16 protein-coding genes are annotated in these 18,975 nt (G+C 60.7%); 5 read left to right on the forward strand and 11 right to left on the reverse strand.

Translation table 11 applies throughout. The annotated features are described in order from the left end of the window. Window positions 1-18: 18 nt before the first annotated feature. On the reverse strand, window positions 19-387 hold the full coding sequence (locus QOM08_RS03670; protein WP_076386406.1) for a PilZ domain-containing protein: 369 nt from the start codon (window positions 385-387) through the stop codon (window positions 19-21). Between the two features lie 159 nt (window positions 388-546). Here QOM08_RS03670 and QOM08_RS03675 point away from each other — a divergent pair, with 159 nt between their 5' ends. From QOM08_RS03675 to yjiA, 3 genes are all read left to right on the forward strand, one after another. Beyond that, window positions 547-2,613 (forward strand): carbon starvation CstA family protein, encoded by a 2,067-nt coding sequence (locus QOM08_RS03675; protein WP_076386404.1) that lies wholly within the window; start codon window positions 547-549, stop codon window positions 2,611-2,613. A gap of 16 nt (window positions 2,614-2,629) precedes the next feature. After that, the gene (locus QOM08_RS03680; protein ID WP_047230563.1) at window positions 2,630-2,827 is read left to right on the forward strand and encodes a YbdD/YjiX family protein; all 198 of its coding nucleotides are present in this window, start codon (window positions 2,630-2,632) and stop codon (window positions 2,825-2,827) included. Between the two features lie 310 nt (window positions 2,828-3,137). After that, window positions 3,138-4,106 (forward strand): GTPase, encoded by a 969-nt coding sequence (gene yjiA / locus QOM08_RS03685; RefSeq protein ID WP_047230146.1) that lies wholly within the window; start codon window positions 3,138-3,140, stop codon window positions 4,104-4,106. Here the strand turns inward: yjiA and QOM08_RS03690 are convergent. From QOM08_RS03690 to QOM08_RS03700, 3 genes are read right to left on the reverse strand one after another with little or no spacing between them, the layout of a single operon-like run. Next, window positions 4,098-4,817, reverse strand: a complete 720-nt coding sequence (locus tag QOM08_RS03690; protein WP_281459553.1) for a GntR family transcriptional regulator — start codon at window positions 4,815-4,817, stop codon at window positions 4,098-4,100. The two genes, yjiA and QOM08_RS03690, sit on opposite strands and share 9 nt — an antisense overlap. Window positions 4,818-4,839: 22 nt before the next feature. Further along, a complete protein-coding gene (locus QOM08_RS03695; RefSeq protein ID WP_047230147.1) occupies window positions 4,840-5,544 on the reverse strand; it encodes a FadR/GntR family transcriptional regulator in 705 nt (234 codons plus the stop codon). A 59-nt stretch (window positions 5,545-5,603) separates the two neighbouring features. Continuing rightward, window positions 5,604-6,917 carry a C4-dicarboxylate transporter DctA gene (locus tag QOM08_RS03700; protein WP_076386402.1) on the reverse strand — a complete coding sequence of 438 codons (1,314 nt, stop codon included), beginning with the start codon at window positions 6,915-6,917 and terminating at the stop codon, window positions 5,604-5,606. Between the two features lie 150 nt (window positions 6,918-7,067). Here QOM08_RS03700 and QOM08_RS03705 point away from each other — a divergent pair, with 150 nt between their 5' ends. Further along, window positions 7,068-7,229 carry a hypothetical protein gene (locus QOM08_RS03705; RefSeq protein WP_155417202.1) on the forward strand — a complete coding sequence of 54 codons (162 nt, stop codon included), beginning with the start codon at window positions 7,068-7,070 and terminating at the stop codon, window positions 7,227-7,229. Here QOM08_RS03705 and QOM08_RS03710 read toward each other — a convergent pair. From QOM08_RS03710 to QOM08_RS03720, 3 genes are all read right to left on the reverse strand, one after another. Then, window positions 7,210-7,740, reverse strand: a complete 531-nt coding sequence (locus tag QOM08_RS03710) for a hypothetical protein (RefSeq protein WP_076386400.1) — start codon at window positions 7,738-7,740, stop codon at window positions 7,210-7,212. The two genes, QOM08_RS03705 and QOM08_RS03710, sit on opposite strands and share 20 nt — an antisense overlap. Window positions 7,741-7,940: 200 nt before the next feature. Then, window positions 7,941-9,194 (reverse strand): serine hydroxymethyltransferase, encoded by a 1,254-nt coding sequence (gene glyA / locus QOM08_RS03715; RefSeq protein WP_047230150.1) that lies wholly within the window; start codon window positions 9,192-9,194, stop codon window positions 7,941-7,943. Window positions 9,195-9,434: 240 nt separating this feature from the next. After that, window positions 9,435-13,283 carry an EAL domain-containing protein gene (locus QOM08_RS03720; RefSeq protein WP_139051198.1) on the reverse strand — a complete coding sequence of 1,283 codons (3,849 nt, stop codon included), beginning with the start codon at window positions 13,281-13,283 and terminating at the stop codon, window positions 9,435-9,437. A 270-nt stretch (window positions 13,284-13,553) separates the two neighbouring features. Between QOM08_RS03720 and ettA the strand changes: the two genes are divergently transcribed. Further along, window positions 13,554-15,218, forward strand: coding sequence for an energy-dependent translational throttle protein EttA (gene ettA, locus QOM08_RS03725; protein ID WP_047230152.1), 1,665 nt, complete (start codon window positions 13,554-13,556; stop codon window positions 15,216-15,218). Window positions 15,219-15,461: 243 nt separating this feature from the next. Here ettA and QOM08_RS03730 read toward each other — a convergent pair whose 3' ends face one another. From QOM08_RS03730 to QOM08_RS03745, 4 genes are all read right to left on the reverse strand, one after another. Next, a complete protein-coding gene (locus tag QOM08_RS03730; protein WP_188252347.1) occupies window positions 15,462-15,953 on the reverse strand; it encodes a GreA/GreB family elongation factor in 492 nt (163 codons plus the stop codon). Window positions 15,954-16,023: 70 nt separating this feature from the next. Further along, window positions 16,024-16,377 (reverse strand): hypothetical protein, encoded by a 354-nt coding sequence (locus tag QOM08_RS03735; RefSeq protein WP_047230154.1) that lies wholly within the window; start codon window positions 16,375-16,377, stop codon window positions 16,024-16,026. Window positions 16,378-16,496: 119 nt separating this feature from the next. Continuing rightward, entirely contained in the window at window positions 16,497-18,350 is a 1,854-nt protein-coding gene (locus QOM08_RS03740) for a DUF4105 domain-containing protein (protein WP_274090852.1), read from the reverse strand. Window positions 18,351-18,439: 89 nt separating this feature from the next. Then, a complete protein-coding gene (locus QOM08_RS03745) occupies window positions 18,440-18,928 on the reverse strand; it encodes a DUF3015 domain-containing protein (protein ID WP_047230156.1) in 489 nt (162 codons plus the stop codon). Window positions 18,929-18,975 lie beyond the last annotated feature (47 nt).

The raw sequence follows: 18,975 nt of genomic DNA on the forward strand, positions 1-18,975 counted from the left end.
TGTGTGGTGCAGGGTTATTCAGATCTGTACCAACGCCGCCAACTCCCGCTCCAGCTCAGCCTGATCGGCGAGGTTCAACTCCACCAGCCGGCGCAGATGGGCGATGGAGTCCAGGTCGATATGCTCGCAGACAAAGCCCAGATGGCCATGGTCGTCGTGGGTTAACCGGACCTCCATCCGCACTTCCACGTCGTTGCTCAAGTGAATGTCGGCTACGAAAGTCTTCTCGGGATTGCCAAGCCAGGGCTCGGGCTTTTTGATCAGCAGGCCCTTGAGAGACAGGTCCAGCAGTTCGACCGGCCAAGTCAGTTTGTCCTCGTCCTTGCCCTGACTCAGCTCGGTTCGGGCATGGAACTCGATTCGTACGAAGCGGCGGCGTTCGCTCATTACGTATTCCTTTCTGAAGATTGATTGACTATAGACCCAACTGGCGCGCCGTCGTCACCGTTGGGCTGCTGGCAGACAAATGTCGGGGGTGGCCTTTGTTCTCGTTAGCGCTAAACTCCGATGGCTGTCTTTCTTGTCCACCCTGGCCGGAATATAAAAATGACAAATAATAATAGCCTGCTGCGCCACATACCCTGGCTACTGCTGGCCGTCTTGGGAGCGAGCGCCCTGGGCGTCGTGGCATTGCGTCGGGGAGAGGCGATCAACGCCCTCTGGATCGTCGTCGCAGCTGTGGCCATCTACCTGGTCGCCTACCGCTACTACAGCCTGTTCATCGCCAATAACGTGATGCAACTCGATGCGCGCCGGGCCACCCCCGCCGTGCTCAACAACGATGGCCTGGACTATGTCCCGACCAACAAACACATCCTGTTCGGCCACCACTTCGCGGCCATTGCCGGTGCGGGGCCGCTGGTCGGGCCGGTACTGGCGGCGCAGATGGGCTACCTGCCCGGTACGCTCTGGCTGATCGCCGGGGTGGTGCTGGCCGGTGCCGTGCAGGACTTCATGGTCCTGTTCCTGTCCACCCGTCGTAACGGTCGCTCCCTGGGCGACATGGTCCGCGAAGAGATGGGCCGCGTTCCCGGCACCATCGCGCTGTTCGGCTGCTTCCTGATCATGATCATCATCCTCGCGGTGCTGGCGCTGATCGTGGTCAAGGCCCTGGCCGAGAGCCCGTGGGGGATCTTCACGGTGATGGCGACCATCCCGATCGCGATGTTCATGGGCATCTACATGCGTTACATCCGCCCGGGCCGCATCGGTGAAATCTCCCTCATCGGCGTGCTGTTGCTGCTGGGTTCGATCTGGCTCGGCGGGCAAGTGGCCGCAGACCCGGTCTGGGCCGAGGCCTTCACCTTCACCGGTGTGCAAATCACCTGGATGCTGATCGGCTACGGTTTTGTTGCCGCGGTGTTGCCGATCTGGCTGATCCTGGCGCCGCGCGACTACCTGTCCACCTTCTTGAAGATTGGCACCATCGTCGCCCTGGCGATCGGCATCCTGGTCACCATGCCCGAGCTGAAAATGCCGGCACTGACCCAGTTCACCGACGGCACGGGCCCGGTGTGGAAGGGCGGATTGTTCCCGTTCCTGTTCATCACCATCGCCTGTGGCGCGGTTTCGGGTTTCCACGCGCTGATCTCTTCGGGCACCACGCCGAAGATGCTCGATAACGAAGTCAACGCCCGCTACATCGGTTACGGCGGCATGCTGATGGAGTCGTTCGTGGCCATCATGGCAATGGTCGCCGCTTCGGTGATCGAGCCGGGTGTGTACTTCGCCATGAACAGCCCGGCGGCGATCGTCGGCGGTGATGTGGTGAGCGTGGCGCAGACTGTCAGCAGCTGGGGCTTTGCAATCACCCCCGAAGCGCTGCAGGCGGTGGCCAATGACATCGGCGAGACCACCATCCTGGCCCGTGCCGGCGGTGCGCCGACGCTGGCGGTGGGGATCGCGCAGATCCTGCACTCGGTGTTGCCGGGTGAGAACACCATGGCGTTCTGGTACCACTTCGCAATCCTGTTCGAGGCGCTGTTCATCCTCACGGCGGTAGACGCCGGCACCCGTGCCGGGCGCTTCATGCTGCAGGACCTGCTGGGCTCGTTCGTCCCGGCCCTCAAGCGGACCGAATCCTGGGTTGCCAACCTGATCGCCACCGCCGGCTGTGTGGCGCTGTGGGGCTACCTGTTGTACCAGGGCGTGATCGATCCGCTGGGCGGCATCAACACCTTGTGGCCGCTGTTCGGCATCTCCAACCAGATGCTGGCCGGTATCGCCCTGATGCTCGGCACCGTGGTACTGATCAAGATGAAGCGCCAGCGCTACGTCTGGGTGACCATGCTGCCGGCGGTCTGGCTGCTGATCTGCACCACCACGGCGGGCCTGATCAAGCTGTTCGACGCCAACCCGGCGATCGGCTTCCTGGCCCTGGCGCGCAAATACAACGATGCCCTGGCCGCCGGCCAGATCCTGGCCCCGGCCAAGAGCATCGAGCAGATGCAGCACGTGGTGTACAACGCTTACACCAACGCAACGCTGACGGTGTTGTTCCTGCTGGTGGTCTTCAGCATCCTGTTCTACGCGCTCAAGGTCGGCATCGCTGCCTGGGGTCACAAGGAACGCACGGATAAAGAAGCGCCCTTCCAGGCCGTGCCGGACGCCTGAATCGAGGATTGCAACGATGTTCAATGACTTGAGTCGCCTCGGTAAATACCTCGGTCAGGCCGCCCGCCTGATGGTCGGCATGCCCGACTACGACAACTACGTCGAGCACATGCAAAGCAAACACCCGGACAAACCGTTGATGGACTACGAGGCGTTCTTCCGCGAACGCCAGGAAGCCCGATACGGTGGCAAGGCGGGACCCAAGTGCTGTTGATCAACTGATTTCAGGTTGATGAGGTAACCCTGTGGGAGCGAGCCTGCTCGCGATGGCGTCGGGTCAGTTACGATGATGTTGACTGATCCACCGCCATCGCGAGCAGGCTCGCTCCCACAGTTGTTTTGGGGCGGCCTCGGGATTTGCATATGCCACCGCTCCCACAGTTGTTTTGGGGTGCTCTCAACATTTGCATACACCACCGATCCCCTTGTGGAAGCGAGCCTGCTCGCGATGGCGTCGCAACAGTTTGCCTCGCCTCCACATGGGGGCTGTGCTCTTCTTTTAATTTCGCAACAGGAGAATCACGTTGTCCTCTCCCATCCCGGTCACCATCCTCAGCGGCTTCCTCGGCGCCGGCAAGACCACGCTTTTGCGTCATTTGCTCAAGGCCGAGCACGGCCTGAAAATCGCCGTGATCGAGAATGAATTCAGCGATGCCGGCATCGACACCCAGCTGTTGGGCGATGAGCCGGTGCAAGTCATGACCCTGGCCAATGGCTGCGTGTGCTGCACCATTCACACTGACCTGACCAAAGCCCTGTACCTGCTACTCGAACGGCTGGACAGCGGCGAAATTGCCTTTGATCGCCTGGTGATCGAATGCACCGGCCTGGCCGATCCGGCCCCTGTGGCCCAGACATTTTTTATCGATGAGGACCTGCGCGAGCGCTACATCCTCGACGGTATCCTGACCCTGGTGGACGCCGCTCACGCCGAGATCCACCTGACCCAGGCCATTGCCCAGGCCCAGGTCGGGTTTGCCGACCGTCTGCTGCTGAGCAAGACCGATCTGGTGGACGCAGCCCATGTCCAAGCCCTTGGCGAACGACTGACGCGGATCAACCGACGGGCGCCGATCAGGGTGGTGGAGCACGGCAAGATCGATCTGGCCGAACTGCTCGACATCCGCGGCTTCAATCTCAACGCAGACCTGGGGGCGGGGTTCAGCCTGCGACCGGTGGGCAAGGCAAGCACCGGGGATCGCATCAGCAGCCTCGTGCTTCGCACCGACAAACCGCTGGATATCGACAAACTCAGCGAGTTCATGAACCAGTTGCTGGAGGAGCACGGCAAGCAGTTGCTGCGCTACAAGGGGGTACTGAGCATCGCTGGCGAATCCCGACGACTGGTGTTCCAGGGCGTACTCAAACTGTACGGTTTTGACTGGGACACCGAATGGGCGCCAGGCGAAGCACGGGAGAGCGTCATTGTGTTCATCGCCGACGAGTTGCCCGAAGAGAAGATCCGCGCAGGCTTCGAAGCCGCGCTACTTTGACGTCCCGGTGCCTGCGGCCATCAGCAGCTTTTGCTCAAGATGGTCCAGGTGCTCGCTCATCAGTTGCAACGCTTGATCAGCGTTGCCACGTTCTATCGCGTCTACGATCGCCAAATGCTCCTGCCAGGCGCAATGTCTGCGGGACTTGAGCTCATGCCGCGCCAGGGCCAGCGAGGTTAATGGCACGAGGCTGCCGAGAAACTGCGCCAACGGCGCATTCCCGGCCATGGTCGCCAATTGCAGGTGAAACTCGCCGGACAGGCGAATCGCCGGGCCGCGTTCGCCGCGATCCAGGCACTGGCGCTCGCGCTCTATAAGATCGCGTAGGCGCTGCAGGTCCTTGGGCTGCGGCGCCTTGCAGGCCAGGCGCACCAGGGTCTGTTCGGCCAGGCGCCGGGCATGCAGGATTTGCCGGGTCTGTTCCAGGTCCGGTGCCGCCACCTGGGGCCGATGGTTGGGCCGCAGGATCACCACTTGCTGGTGGGACAGGCGCGCCAGGACACGGCGAATGATGCTGCGACTGACACCGAACACATCCCCCAGGCTTTCCTCGGTGAAACGGCTGGCCGGAGCAATGCGTTGTTCGAGGATGGCGTCGAAGATCTGCGGGTAGATATCGTCCACCGACGGTTTGCCGGCCCGACCGGGCAGCGACAGGGACGCGAGCACGTTACGCTCAGGCTGATCCGGGTGGGGCATGAGGTTGTTCATGGCGGTCTCCGCAGGGTGTGGCTCAAGTGCCGAGGTTGTCGTCCGGAATGTTCAGTTCGATGCCCATGCGCTGGCCTTCCCTGAGGATATGCCGGCGCATTTCGGTGCTGGCCTGGGCGCTGTTCTTGGCGCGGATGGCGCGCACCACGGCTTCGTTTTCCTCCAGGCGTTCGGCCAGATGCTGGGGTGAATTGCGCAACACATCGGCGCTTTGCTTGAGCGCGTTGCTGGTCTGCTGGACCACGTTTTGAAAAATCGGGTTGGACGTCAAGGCAAACAGCTCTTCATGGAAGGCAATGTAGGCATTGGCGCAGGCGTCGCTGTCGTTGGCCTCCAACGCTTCGCGCATGTCCATGAGGGTCAGGCGCAACTGGCCGACCTCCTTGCTGCTGATGGATTGCGCCACAAGACCGACGATGAAAGGCTCCAGGGTGTAGCGCAGTTGCAGCACGTCCTCCAGGCTGGCGCCGGCCATGGCGCTGCCTTCATTGGCGGTGTCGGTGAAGTTGGCCTCCAGCACCACGACGCCCTTGCCGGGCATCGAACGCACCAGCCCCAGGGTTTCCAGGACAATCACCGCTTCGCGCAGGCTTGGTCGGCTGATGCCCAATTGCTCGGCCAGCTCGCGCTGGCCGGGCAGCATGTCGCCCGAGCGCCATTGGCCCCGAGCGAGGGCGGCACGTAGTTTCTCCACTACGGAATTGACGACGGTTGATGAACTGATCACTGGTGACTCCTCGAAAATCAATCAGGCGGTACCGGTTCGCGGGCCGGCACCGCAGTCTTTCAGAATTGCTGCTGATGGGCAGTGCCCACCGGTTTCCTGGATTGGAAGGTATAACCGTGTTGGCCGGACAGTACCTTGCGCGCCCGAGGGACATCGATGTCTTTTTCCCAGCGGGCAATCGCCACGGTGGCCACGCAGTTGCCAATCAGGTTGGTCAGGGCCCGGCCGATGCCCATGAACCAATCCACCGCTAGTACCAGCACCAGGCCAACCACCGGGATCGCCGGGACGGCCGTCAACGTGGCAGCCAGGATCACCAGCGCCGAGCCGGGAATCCCGTGGGCGCCCTTGGAGGTGATCAGTGACACCAGCAGGATGGTCAGCAAATCACTCATGGCCAGAGGTGTGCCGGTGGCGTTGGCAATGAACACAATCGCCAGGGTCAGATAGATCGAAAAACCGTCCAGATTGAACGAGTAGCCGGTCGGAATCACCAGGCCGACGGTGGAACTGCCGATCCCCAGGTGCTCAAGCTTGCGCATGATCTGTGGCAGCACGGCGTCGGAAGAGGCCGTACCGAGCACGATAAGCAGCTCTTCACGCAGGTATTTGAGAAACGGCAACATCGGCAGGCCCGAGACACGCATCACCAAGCCGAGGATCAGCGCAACGAAGGCGATGCAGGTCAGGTAGAACAGGCCCACCAGGCTGCCCAGGTGTTGCAGTGAGTCCAGGCCATATTTGCTGGTAGTGAAGGCGATGGCCCCGAAGACCCCAATGGGGGCCAGACGCACGATCATGCCCATGATGCGGAAGATCACGTGGCTCAGTTCGTTGATCAACCGCGAGATGCCGGACGCTGCATCGCCCACCAGGTTCAAGGCGCTGCCAAACAGCACGGAGAACAACAGCACTTGCAGAATGTTGTTTTCAGCGAAGGCCCCGAGCACCGAGGTTGGGATCAGGTTCATGAGGAACTGGGTGGTGGTGACCAGGTGCTCGCCACGCTGGGCGATATCCCCCATGTCCGCGCTGGAGAGTTGTTCCAGGTGGATGTTCGCACCACTGCCGATACCGGTGCTGAAGGCAAGCACCAGACCGATGACCAAGGCGATGGTGGTCAATACTTCGAAGTAGATGACCGACTTGAGGCCAATGCGCCCGACCTTCTTGAGGTCTCCGGCACCCGAGATGCCGCTGACTACCACACAGAACACGATCAGGCCGATGAGCATCTTGATCAGCTTGATAAAGCCGTCGCCGAGGGGTTTGAGCTGTGCGGAGTATTCGGGAAGGGTCAGTCCACAGACGATGCCGAGCACCAATCCGAGGACAACTTGAAGGAAGATCGAACGCGAGCACCATTTGAGCATGGGAGGGATTCCTGGTTCGGTGTCCTTTTCGCCGTCAATAGAGCTGTTGGCGTCAGGACTTCATTATTGTGGTCTTACCGGTTTGTCCAGTGCAGGCGCAGTCTAGGCCCTGTTTTCGCTGCTGTGCAAGCTGATCTGTAGAGATTTGGCATGACCGGTCTTACCAGTTTGGCCGGAACCCTTGTGCTTGAGCCGTTTGTTGCAGTGAAAAAAATGTGGGTGGCAAGCAGTGCGCCACAGCTCCCTGTGGCGAGGGATCAGCCCACTCGCCACAAAGATATCGACATGTTCTTTAAAGAACACTCAGGATGAATGTTACTTTCGATTTTTCTTCTGTCTCGGCGAGATAAATATAAGGCGAGCCTCGAACTTTCAATCCGCCGATATATTTTTTGTTTTTTGTCATGAACGAGACAGGTAAATGCGGCGTGGAAATATTCTGCCGGGTGATGGCGTTGTTCTGATGATCAACGAGGGTAAAGAACATCGGATCATCCGTGCCGGAGTCCTGTGCGCCGAGAACCTCAAGCCAGCGTTTACCGACAAGTTTGTTTTCATGTTCCCCCGTGTTTTTAATGACCAGGTTGTAGCCGTTCGGGGTGTGTCGCAAATGCAATTTCAATGGGTTGCTGGATTGACCCTGATTTTTGGGGCGCATGCCGAGCAGGCTGGAGTGGTCGTGGGTTTGCGGGCGGCCGGTAAAGAAGCCGCCGCTGAATAAACTCACGGTGGCCATCGCGGGTTTGCCATGAAGTATTTCAAGCAGGTTGACGTGGTTGTCAAACATTCGAAGTGTGGCGTTAAAAGATTGATCACGGTCCATGTGATTCGACTCCTCGTTGGGTTTATGAAGTGTGCAGTTATGGAGCGATATTATTGATTTATTAGCTGTCGGTGGTGGTGTGTGTATTGCAAGACATTAGATAAGCGTGGGGGTTAATTATTTGGGGTAATTGTTTGCGCCCATGAAAAAGGCCCCCATCTTTCAATGGAGGCCTTTCTTACTGAGGTGTAACGGGCTGATTAAGCGCCGTATACCGGCAGCTTTTTGCAGATCGCCTTGACCTTCTCGCGAACGGCGTCGATCACCGCTTCGTTGTTCAGGTCCGCCAGGATGTCGCAGATCCAGCCAGCCAGCTCCTTGCACTCGGCTTCTTTGAAACCACGGGTGGTCACGGCCGGGGTGCCAAAGCGCAGGCCGGAGGTGACGAACGGGGAGCGTGGGTCATTGGGCACCGAGTTCTTGTTCACGGTGATGAACGCCTTGCCCAGCGCTGCGTCGGCGTCTTTGCCGGAGATGTCCTGCTTGATCAGCGACAGCAAGAACAGGTGGTTCTCGGTCCCGCCGGACACTACGTCGAAGCCACGCTCGATGAATACGCCGGCCATGGCCTTGGCGTTTTTCACCACTTGTTGCTGGTAAGCCTTGAACTCAGGCTGCAGCGCTTCCTTGAAGCAGATCGCCTTGGCGGCGATCACGTGTTCCAGCGGGCCACCCTGGGCGCCGGGGAATACGGCGGAGTTGAGCTTTTTCTCGATGTCGGCGTTGGCACGAGCCAGGATCAGGCCACCACGTGGGCCGCGCAGGGTCTTGTGGGTGGTGGTGGTGACGACGTCGGCGAATGGCACGGGGTTGGGGTAGACGCCAGCGGCAACCAGGCCCGCAACGTGCGCCATGTCCACGAACAGGTAGGCACCGACCTTGTCGGCGATTTCGCGGAAACGTGGGAAGTCGAGGATCTGCGAGTAGGCGGAGAAACCGGCCACGATCATTTTCGGCTTGTGCTCGAGTGCCAGGCGCTCGACTTCGTCGTAGTCGATCAGGCCATTGCCGTCGATGCCGTACTGGATGGCGTTGTACAGCTTGCCCGAGGACGAAACGCTGGCGCCGTGGGTCAGGTGACCGCCGTGGGCCAGGCTCATGCCCAGAATGGTGTCACCGGCCGACAGCAGCGCCAGGTAGACAGCGGCGTTGGCCTGGGAACCTGCGTGAGGCTGGACGTTGGCATAGTCGGCACCGAACAGTTCCTTGGCGCGGTCGATGGCCAGTTGCTCGACCACGTCGACGAACTCGCAACCACCGTAGTAGCGCTTGCCTGGATAGCCTTCGGCGTACTTGTTGGTCAGTACCGAGCCTTGAGCTTCCATCACCGCGGGGCTGGTGTAGTTTTCCGAAGCGATCAGCTCAATGTGCTCTTCCTGGCGCTGAGCTTCTTGCTCCATGGCGGCAAAGAGATCGGCGTCGTACTTGGCAATAGTCAAATCACGGCTGAACATGGCGGTCCTCAAGGATCGGGGGCAGAAAAGGGGGGCATTCTAACCCAACCGGTTTTGGAAGGCATATGAAAGGACGTCATGTCGCGGACGAATGGGATTCACGCTGCCTGTACTGGCCTCATCGCGAGCAGGCTCGCTCCCACAGGGGGGCTGTGGTGTATGTCTATTCCAAGGACAGCCAAAAGCATATTGTGGGAGCGAGCCTGCTCGCGATGAGGCCCGCCCGGCCAGCACAAGCTTTCAGTCGAGCATGAACAGCGCATCATTGCTGAACTGCGCCTCAAACCGGTTGGCCGGCATCGGCCGGCCGAACAGGTAGCCCTGGACTTCATCGCAGCCGTGCTCGCGCAGAAAGTCCAGTTGCTCGTGGGTTTCGACCCCTTCGGCAATCACCGCCAGGTTGAGGCTGTGGGCCATGGCGATGATCGCCCGGGCGATCTGGGCGTCCTGTTCGCCGGATGGCAGGCCATCGACAAAGGTGCGGTCGATTTTCAACACGTCGATGGGGAATTGCTTGAGGTAGTTGAGGGACGAATAACCGGTGCCGAAGTCATCCACGGCGATGCTCAGGCCCAGGTTTTTCAGCCCGGCCAGGATCTGCATCGCCTCGCTGACTTCACGCATCAGGATGCTTTCGGTCAGTTCCAGTTCCAGACAGGCCGGCGGCAGGCCGGTGCTACGCAGGATGTTGGCGATGCGCGTGCCGAGCTGGCCATCGGAGAACTGCCGGGCCGAAATGTTGACCGAGACTTTCGGCACCCGGACCTTGGCCTGGTGCCAGGTCTTGAGCTGCCGAGAGGCTTCGCTGATCACCCAGTCACCGACGTCCACCACCAACCCGAGCTCTTCGAGGACCGGGATGAAGTCCCCTGGCGGCACCAGCCCGCGTCGTGGATGGCGCCAGCGCAGCAAAGCCTCGGCGCCGGTCAGGCGTTTGCCGTCGCCGCTGAACTGTGGCTGGTAATACAGCACGAACTCGTTCTGCTCCAGGGCGTGGCGCAGGTCGCTTTCCAGCTCCAGTCGTTCCAGGGCGCTGGCGTTCATGTCGGCCTGGTAGAACTGGAAGTTGTTCTTGCCGCGCTCCTTGGCGTGATACATGGCCGTGTCGGCGTTCTTCATCAGCTGACTCAGCTCGTTGCCGTCCTGAGGGCTCAGGGCGATACCGATGCTGGCGGTGACGAAGAACTCCCGACCTTCCAGTACGAACGGTCGGACCAGGCTGGCGAGGATCTGCTCGGCCACGTTGATCGCCCGGTTGAGCGCCATTTCGCGGCTGGAACGCGGTTGCAGCAGCAAGGTGAATTCGTCGCCGCCCATGCGCGCCACGGTGTCGTCGTCGGCCACGCAGCCGAGCAGCCGCGTGGCCATTTCCTTGAGCATCCGGTCGCCAGCGGCGTGGCCCAGAGAGTCGTTGATCGGCTTGAAGCGGTCCAGGTCGAGGAACATCAGCACGACCCAGTTTTTCTGGCGCTCGGCCGATTGCAGCGCGGTGTGCAGGCGATCCTGAAACAGCGTGCGGTTGGGCAGGTGGGTCAACGCGTCGTAGTAGGCCAGGCGATGGATGCGCTGTTCGCTGGCCTTGCGTTCGCTGATGTCGCTGAAGAAGCACACGTAGCTGGCCAGGTCGCCTTCATCGTCCAGCACCGCCGTAATGCCGACCCAGGCCGGATAGTGCTCGCCATTGCGGCGCTTGAGCCAGACCTCGCCTTCCCACGTGCTGTGTTGCTGCAACTGCTTGAGCACGTAGCGCAGGTGGGCTTCCTGCTGCTCGTCCACGGTCAGCATGTTGGGCAACTGGTCCAGCACCTGCGACACCGCATACCCGCTGACGCGGCTGAAGGCTTCGTTGGCCTGGACAATGTAACCGGCCGGGTCGGTGATCAGGATCGCCGAGGTCGAATGCTCGAATACCGTGGCGGCCATGCGCAGGTCTTTTTCGGCGCGTCGTTGCTGGCTGATATCGCGGCCCACGCCCAGCACGCCTTCGAACGCGCCGTGCTCATCCCACACCAGCACCAGCCGCAGCTCGATGGGGATCTTGCGCCCGTCGGCGCGCAGGCAGTCGAACAGGAACAGCTGGGTCTGCATCTGGTTGCGCAACTCGGCCAGTTGCTCAGGCTTGTCGAGGGCTTTGCTGACCCGATCCATCAAGGTGTAGATGCCGGTCAGTTGTTGCGGGTTGGCGATGGTCGATTGCCAGCCGTTCTGGAATATCCAGTCAGCGCTGTAGCCCAGCACTGCTTGCACCGAGGGGCTGACGTAGTTGAGCGAAAGCTTGCTGTTGGTGGAGAAAATCACGTCGCTGATGCTTTCGGCGAGCATCCGGTAGCGTTGTTCGCTGTCGCGCAGCGATTCGCTGGCTTCGATCTGTTCGGTGATGTCCTTGGCTACGCCGATGATCCGTGTCACCTGATCGTGCCGGTCCCGGGCCAGGGCTTGTTCGCGAATATCGAAGCGCCGCCATTTGCCATTGCGATGGCGAAAGCGCAGCTGGCATTGCAGCAGTTGCGCATACCCGGCCTGACGTTGTGCCTGGCGCAAGTTGTGGTAGTGATCGGCGTCTTCGCTGTGCAACAGGATCTCCCAGAAGTATTCGCCCATCTGGTGCAGTTCGGTGCGGTCGTACCCCAGGGTCTGTCCCAGGTGATGGTTGCTGAAGATCATCCGCTGACTGATCACGTCTTGCACATAGAGATGGTCCGGTACGGTGCGCACCACGTCGGACCAGAAGCCTTCGCGTTCGAGCAGCGACAGTTCGATCAGCTTGCGGCTGGTAATGTCGCTGATGCTCAGGATGACGGCGTTGTAGTCCTGTTGTTTTTCCGGCAGACGCAGCACCAGCCATAGGTGCTGATCACGGCCATGAGCGTCCTGCAGCTTGATTTCCAGCTCCAACTGCTTGTGCTGGTCGAGCAGCGCTTCGAGCAGCTTCGAACCCACCGGGTTGTTGTCCTGGGCAGCATTGCCGACCAGCAGTTGCCAGGCCCGTTCGCAGGAATTGACGTTGAGCAGCTTCAACGCCATCTGATTGACCTCGGTGACGTGAACTTCCTGCTGCAGTTGTTCAAGCTGGTGAGGGACTGCCAACCAGGCGCGCAACTGGTCGCCGTTGCGCAGGCCGGTCCTTTCAAAAAACGCCTTGAGGCTCGACAGGTCAAGCACGCAGAGCGCGACGCCGGTGCCTTCGAAAATATCCTGGTAGCGTCGGCGGCCCTCGTGCAACTGACGCTGGCGGCGGCGCATGCTCAAGAGCGCGATCACCGGCAGCATTGAAAACGCCAGGCCTAGCAGGCATTTGCCAATGAAGGCCGGCAGCAATTGCTCCAGCACCTGGCGCCGGTCGAACAGTCCACGCAACTGCCAGTCGCTGCTGCTCAGGGGCACGGTCAGCACGGTGTTGCTCAGATCATCCGGGGACAGCCGGGTAGGGCTGGCCGAGGGCAGGCTTTCGTCCCGGCTGATGATTTGCTGGTTGAGGCGGTTTTCCACCAGCCACAGTGGGCGCATGCCTGTATCGGCCTGCTTGGTCAGGGTCGAAAAGAAGGTTGGGGTCAGGCGCAGCGCCCAATAGCTGCGGCTGCTGCCGCTGGCCTGGTGCAACAACAGATGCACCACGGAGCCGTCGTCGGCATTGCTGAAATAGTGCGCCTGGGCCCGACTGCGCCGTACCAGCTCTGCCAGGTAATCGGCATCGTGGCTGGCAGGATCACTGTCGCTGAGCACCCGGCCGGAAGGGCTAAGCAACGCCAGGCTGCGTAGCTCGGGCAACGATTGCTGGAGTTTGCGCAGCAGGGCCTGCTGTTCGTCGGCGCTCTGCGGTTGTTCGACGATCGGTAGCAGGTTGAGGGCGATCTGCGCATTCAAGGCCATGTTCAGGCTGACTTGCGCGGCCAGGTCGGCGGTGTAATCGATGGTGTACTGGCGCTGTTGCTGCTGGGTTTCGCGCAATTGATCAAGCAACTGCCAGAAGAGCAATCCAAGCAGCAAGAGCACCAGTGTGGCCAGCGCGCCCTTCAATGTCCCGCGCAGGGGCGAGCCGCTCGCAGCAGTCGGTGCGCGTGGGGACAGGGTCGGCGTGACGTTGGACAAGCTGTAATCCTGCAGTTTGCTGGACTGGCGCGACGTGCACTATAAGCCGGACGCCCAAAGGGCGGCTAGCATGCCTTGACTTGTGGCAAAGTGCCAGCCCCTGGCGGCTGGACCTTGACCGATGGTTGAGGTAGCTTTGCCGGTCAAACAAGAGCGCGCAAGCTCCGATCCCCAGGCTTTATCTGCCCGCCGGCATTGATGACCGTCAAGCGCCGGCGCCGCGCATGGCCTGGCTCGTTCTTTTCACCTGTCACTGACGCTAGGTTCACCATGGCTCAATACGTCTTCACCATGCATCGGCTGAGCAAAGTTGTTCCGCCGAAGCGGGAAATCCTGAAAAACATTTCACTGTCGTTCTTCCCCGGGGCCAAGATCGGCGTACTGGGCCTCAACGGTTCGGGTAAGTCCACGCTGCTGAAAATCATGGCCGGTGTCGACAACGAGTTCGACGGTGAAGCCCGTCCGATGCCCGACTTGAACATCGGTTACCTGCCTCAAGAGCCTCAGCTGGATCCGACCAAGACAGTACGGGAAGTGGTCGAGGAGGCGGTCAGCGTGATCAAGGATGCCCAGGCGCGCCTGGACGAAGTCTACGCGGCCTACGCCGAACCGGATGCCGACTTCGACAAGCTGGCCGCCGAACAGGCCAAGCTCGAAGCGATCTTGCAGGCCAGCGATGGCCATAACCTGGATCGCCAGCTGGAAGTCGCCGCCGATGCGCTGCGCCTGCCGGCCTGGGATGCCAAGGTTGAACACCTCTCTGGTGGTGAAAAGCGTCGTGTGGCTCTGTGCCGCCTGCTGCTGTCGGCGCCGGACATGCTGTTGCTCGACGAGCCGACCAACCACCTGGACGCCGATTCCGTCGCCTGGCTCGAACACTTCCTGCACGATTTCCCGGGCACTGTGGTCGCGATCACGCACGACCGTTACTTCCTGGACAACGTTGCCGGCTGGATCCTGGAACTGGACCGCGGCGCGGGTATTCCTTACGAAGGCAACTACTCGGGCTGGCTTGAAGCCAAGTCCGATCGTCTGGCCCAGGAATCCAAGCAGCAGTCGGCCCATGAAAAAGCCATGAAGGAAGAACTGGAGTGGGTGCGCAAAGGCGCCAAGGCCCGCCAGTCCAAATCCAAGGCACGTCTGCAACGCTTCGAGGAAATGCAGTCTCAGGAATTCCAGAAGCGCAGTGAAACCAACGAGATCTACATCCCGGCCGGTCCGCGCCTGGGCGACAAGGTCATCGAATTCAAGAACGTCACCAAGGGCTACGGCGACCGCGTGCTGATCGACAACCTGTCGTTCGCCATGCCCAAAGGCGCCATTGTCGGTGTGATCGGTGGTAACGGTGCGGGTAAATCCACACTGTTCCGCATGCTGATGGGCAAGGAAACACCGGATTCGGGCACCATCGAAATCGGCGAAACCGTGCAGCTGGCCTGTGTCGACCAGAGCCGTGAAGACCTGGACGGCAGCAAGACCGTGTTCCAGCAGATCTCCGACGGTTCCGACCAGATCCGCATCGGCAACTATGAAATTCCGTCGCGCACCTACGTGGGCCGCTTCAACTTCAAGGGCGGCGACCAGCAGAAGTTCGTCAAGGACCTGTCCGGTGGTGAACGCGGTCGCTTGCACCTGGCGTTGACCTTGAAGGAGGGCGGCAACGTCCTGCTACTCGACGAACCGTCCAACGACCTCGACGTCGAAACCCTGCGTTCCCTGGAAGAAGCCCTGCTGGACTTCCCGGGCGCAGCGATTGTGATCTCCCACGACCGGTGGTTCCTCGACCGTGTGGCGACCCACATCCTGGCGTACGAAGACGACTCGCAAGCGGTGTTCTTCGAAGGCAACTACACCGAGTATGAGGCCGACCGCAAGAAACGCCTGGGCGAAGCCGCTGCCCAGCCGCACCGCGTAAGGCACAAGAAGCTGGCCTGATTCGGCCGGCGACCGATCGACAAACCCTGTGGGAGCGAGCCTGCTCGCGATAGCGGTGGATCAGCCAGCGTAAGTTGCCTGACCCGCCGCCATCGCGAGCAGGCTCGCTCCCACAGTGGTTTTGGGTCAGTCACAAGCTGCACGGTGGGGCTCGCTCCCACGCTGGTTTTGGGTCAGTCACAAGTTGCACGGTGAGGCGCGATTCCTGTGGGAGCGAGCCTGCTCGCGATGAGGCCGGCAAGATCACCCCGGTTCTATCGCCACCACTTCAATGGTCAAATCCCCCACCGGCCGTTTCCAGATCACTTCATCGCCAACTTTCGTCCCCAGCAACGCCCGCCCCAGCGGCGAGCCCCAATTGACCAGTCCGCTGGCCGCATCGGCCTGATCTTCACCCACCAACTGCACTCGCTGCTCGTGGTCATGCTCATCGACAAAGGTCACCCAATGCCCGATCCGCACCTGATCCAATGAGGTTGGCGTAACGACCTGCGCGCTTTGCAAACGCTGATTGAAATACCGCAGATCCCGTTCGATATCCGCGATTCGCTGCTTGTCCGCCAGTTCTCCCTTGGCCACCTGCTGGCTGTGCAGCGCCTGCAGCTCAGCGACCCGGGCCTGTAATTGGGCGAGTCCGGCGGGCGTGACGTAATTGGGTTGCGCGCTGACCTGGCGTTCGACCGGCTGATCGGCCTGGGCAGCGGCGTTGTCCTCATTGACGAAGGCGCGACTCATGATGTTCTCCTCTATAGGAGTTTGGGCCATGGTCGCAGGCTTTTGGTTTCAGCGGATGTCTGTACGCGACTCACTGTGAGCGATAAGCCCGGGCGGCGTCCTGGTCCTTCTGCTGCTGCCAGGCCCGTTCTCGCTCGTCCCAATGGCGTTCGCGGTAAGCGTTACGCTCCTCACTTTCGCGCATGGCCTGGCATTGACGGAAACCGTCGCTCCAGCCTTCGGCATAGGGAGCGTCCTTGAGATACCGTGGCACGTCCTTCCTGAACTGGCCGGTGATCACGCCGGCTGCCTGCCGGCCGCTGCTGCAACCGTCATCAAAGCCGTCGGCGAATGCCGGAGGGTAACCCCGGGCGATCAGGTTTTCGTGGGTGGTTTCGCAGCCACCGAGCAACATCACCACACTCAGCACCACCGCGCGCCTCATTTTTTTTTGCATTCCTGCCTGATCCACTCATAAGAGAAGTTTAGAAGTGGATTCGTCAGGCCGATGTGAAAGCGCTGTGATGAATCTGTTCGCTTAGGTGAGTGCGGGGTATGCCCCGGTCAATAGTGATACCACTTCACCTCCAGCATCACTTCGTTCTCCGGTGACGCCAGATGGCTGAACTCGCGCTGGGCACTCAGGCGCAGACCGAGGTTGCGTGACAGTTCCCACTGCTGGTTCAGGCTCACGCTACGGCGCACTTCGCCGTTGATGAAATAGTCGCCTTTGGCCTCCAGGCTCAAGTTGCCCAGCGGGTTTTTCCACAGCACGCCAGTGTTGAAGCCTGCGGCCGGAGCGATGAACTGGGCGAAGTCGTTGTTGTGTTCGACCCGCACCGTGCCCAAGGCAAACCCCAGCATGTCGTCACCCAGTGCCCAGGTGCCGCCGGCTCCGCCATTGACGTGGCTGACCAGGGTTTCGTCGTCGTGCTTGCCCGGCACCCGCTCCAGGCCGCCGGTGACTTGCCAGGACAGCGGTTGCAGCAGTTCGTTGCGCGGAGTCAGGGAGCGAATGGTCGCAAGGTCCAGCTGCTGTAACTGCCAGTCATTGCCTTCGTACTGGCGCAGCTTCAGTTGCAGGATCTCGATCTGTGCGCCCAACGGGAAACTCTCGGCGTTGTCGTTGAGGTCGTGATAAGCCATGCGCAGGCCATATTCGCCGAACGCCCGGTCGCCACGAGTGCCGAGGCCAGCCTGCCAGGTGCGCGACTCGTGGCCATCCTCGGGCAGGCCCGGTTGCGGGATGTCGAGTTCCGGCGCGGGGTTCTGGTTGATCGCCCGCAATAGTTCGAAACTGCGCTGGGCGCGCTGTGGGTCGCGTTCCTGGCCGTTGGCGCGGTAGCGCTCCAGGCGATAGGCGGCGTCGATGATCAGCGCCTGGCGAGCGCGAGGCAATGCCTTGAATGCTGAAGTCTGCAGTTGTTTCTGGTCGGCGCTGACTTTCAGCACCCACTGCTGCTCGTCGTCGGTGAGTGGTTCGGCGCGACTGAGCAGTTCCCGCTCACGGGAAGGCCGGTATTCGATGCTTTCCACCAGCCCGGCTTCTTTCACCGCCTTCACGGTGTCGGTGGGAATCGCCGTCAACGGGAACTGTTCGGTCAGCCGCAGGCTGGGACGGGCCACTTGCAGCAGTTCGAGCAGGCGATAGGAGCAGTTTTCGTCGAAGAAAAAATAGTCGAACTCAATCTGCTTGAGTTCCCACACATGCTCGACCATACGCTCGGTTTCCACCTGGCTCAGATTGAGGCGGTATTCCCACAGGTCGCGGTTTTCCAGGCTGCGGTACTCGGAGAGCTTTTCCTGATAGGGCACCAGGGCGAACAGGCCCGGGTAACCGCCCATCAGGCCTTTCCAGGCATACAGAATGCTGTTGTCCGAGCCTTCGATGTAGGCACCGAAGTTGATCGCATAGCTGAGCAGTGCGGTCTTGTCGCTTTGCACATCGGCCTGGTCGATGCGCAGCAGGGTGTGGCCAAACATCGAAGAAGGGCTGTTCAGGTAGGCGGCCGGAAAAATCATCACCGCGCTGTGGGGCGCGACATCCTTGAACCATTGGGTGAATTCGCTGCAGTCAACCGTCGGCAGATCCGTCAGGTTGAGCTGCGCCTTCAGCCAGCGTGTTCGCGCCGGGTACACACATTGGGCGTGTTGCTGACCAGCACTGGCCGGGCCGTACAGCGCTTGCACCGTGGCGGCCAGTTCGTGGTCGGGATGTTCGTTGCCGTCGGGAGCGAGGAAAAACTCTTTGTCGCTGATATAGCTGCGCCAGCCACCGAGCTTGGCGGTTTCGTAGTGGCCCAGGGAAATCCAGAAACGGTCGTTGGCCAGTTGCTGCAAGCGTTGAGGGTCGACATGAGGTGCGGCGGACAACGGGGCGCACACACAGAGCGCCAGCCAGGCAAGGCGTTTGAGCATAGTTGGCTACTTGGACAGTCGAAAAATAAAGACCGGAAGGGGCCCCAAAAAGAAAACCCGCTCCCCGAGAGGAGCGAGTGGTGTCGAGCTTAAGCTGGAGTGGCGTACTTGGCCAGGCGTGGGTCGCTTTTCAGCACGGCCAGGGTGTTGGTATGCACGTCTTCTGCGGTCACATCAGCCTTGCTGAAGATCTGCTGGAAGTGCTCGTGAGTGACAGCGGAGAAATGCGCACGGTCTTCCGGTGCCACGCCCAGTACTACGGCGTAGGTGGTGAGCGCTTCGCCTTGGCCCTTGGCCATGTCTTCGGACAGCTCGTTCATCATGCCATTCATGGCCAGCCAGGACTTGCCACCGTAGGTCAGTGCCGCGTTGGTCGAGCAACCGTTGGTGCCGGATGTCATGCCGAAGGTGGCGTTGCCCGAGGTGCCGTTGGTGGTGGATGCCAGGAAGTGAGCTGGGGTGCCACGCTGACCTTCGAACAGCATGTTGCCCCAGCCGCAATCCGGACCGCCTGGCGCCTGAGCCATGGCGTTGAGGGATACAGCGGTGAAGAGAGTACCGAGAAGAATCCGTTTCATAGCTATGTTCTCTTTTATGTGCATACCAATGGACAGGGTCTGACCCT

The organism is Pseudomonas sp. P105, from assembly GCF_032614175.1.
Classification (GTDB): Bacteria; Pseudomonadota; Gammaproteobacteria; order Pseudomonadales; family Pseudomonadaceae; genus Aquipseudomonas; species Aquipseudomonas rhizophila.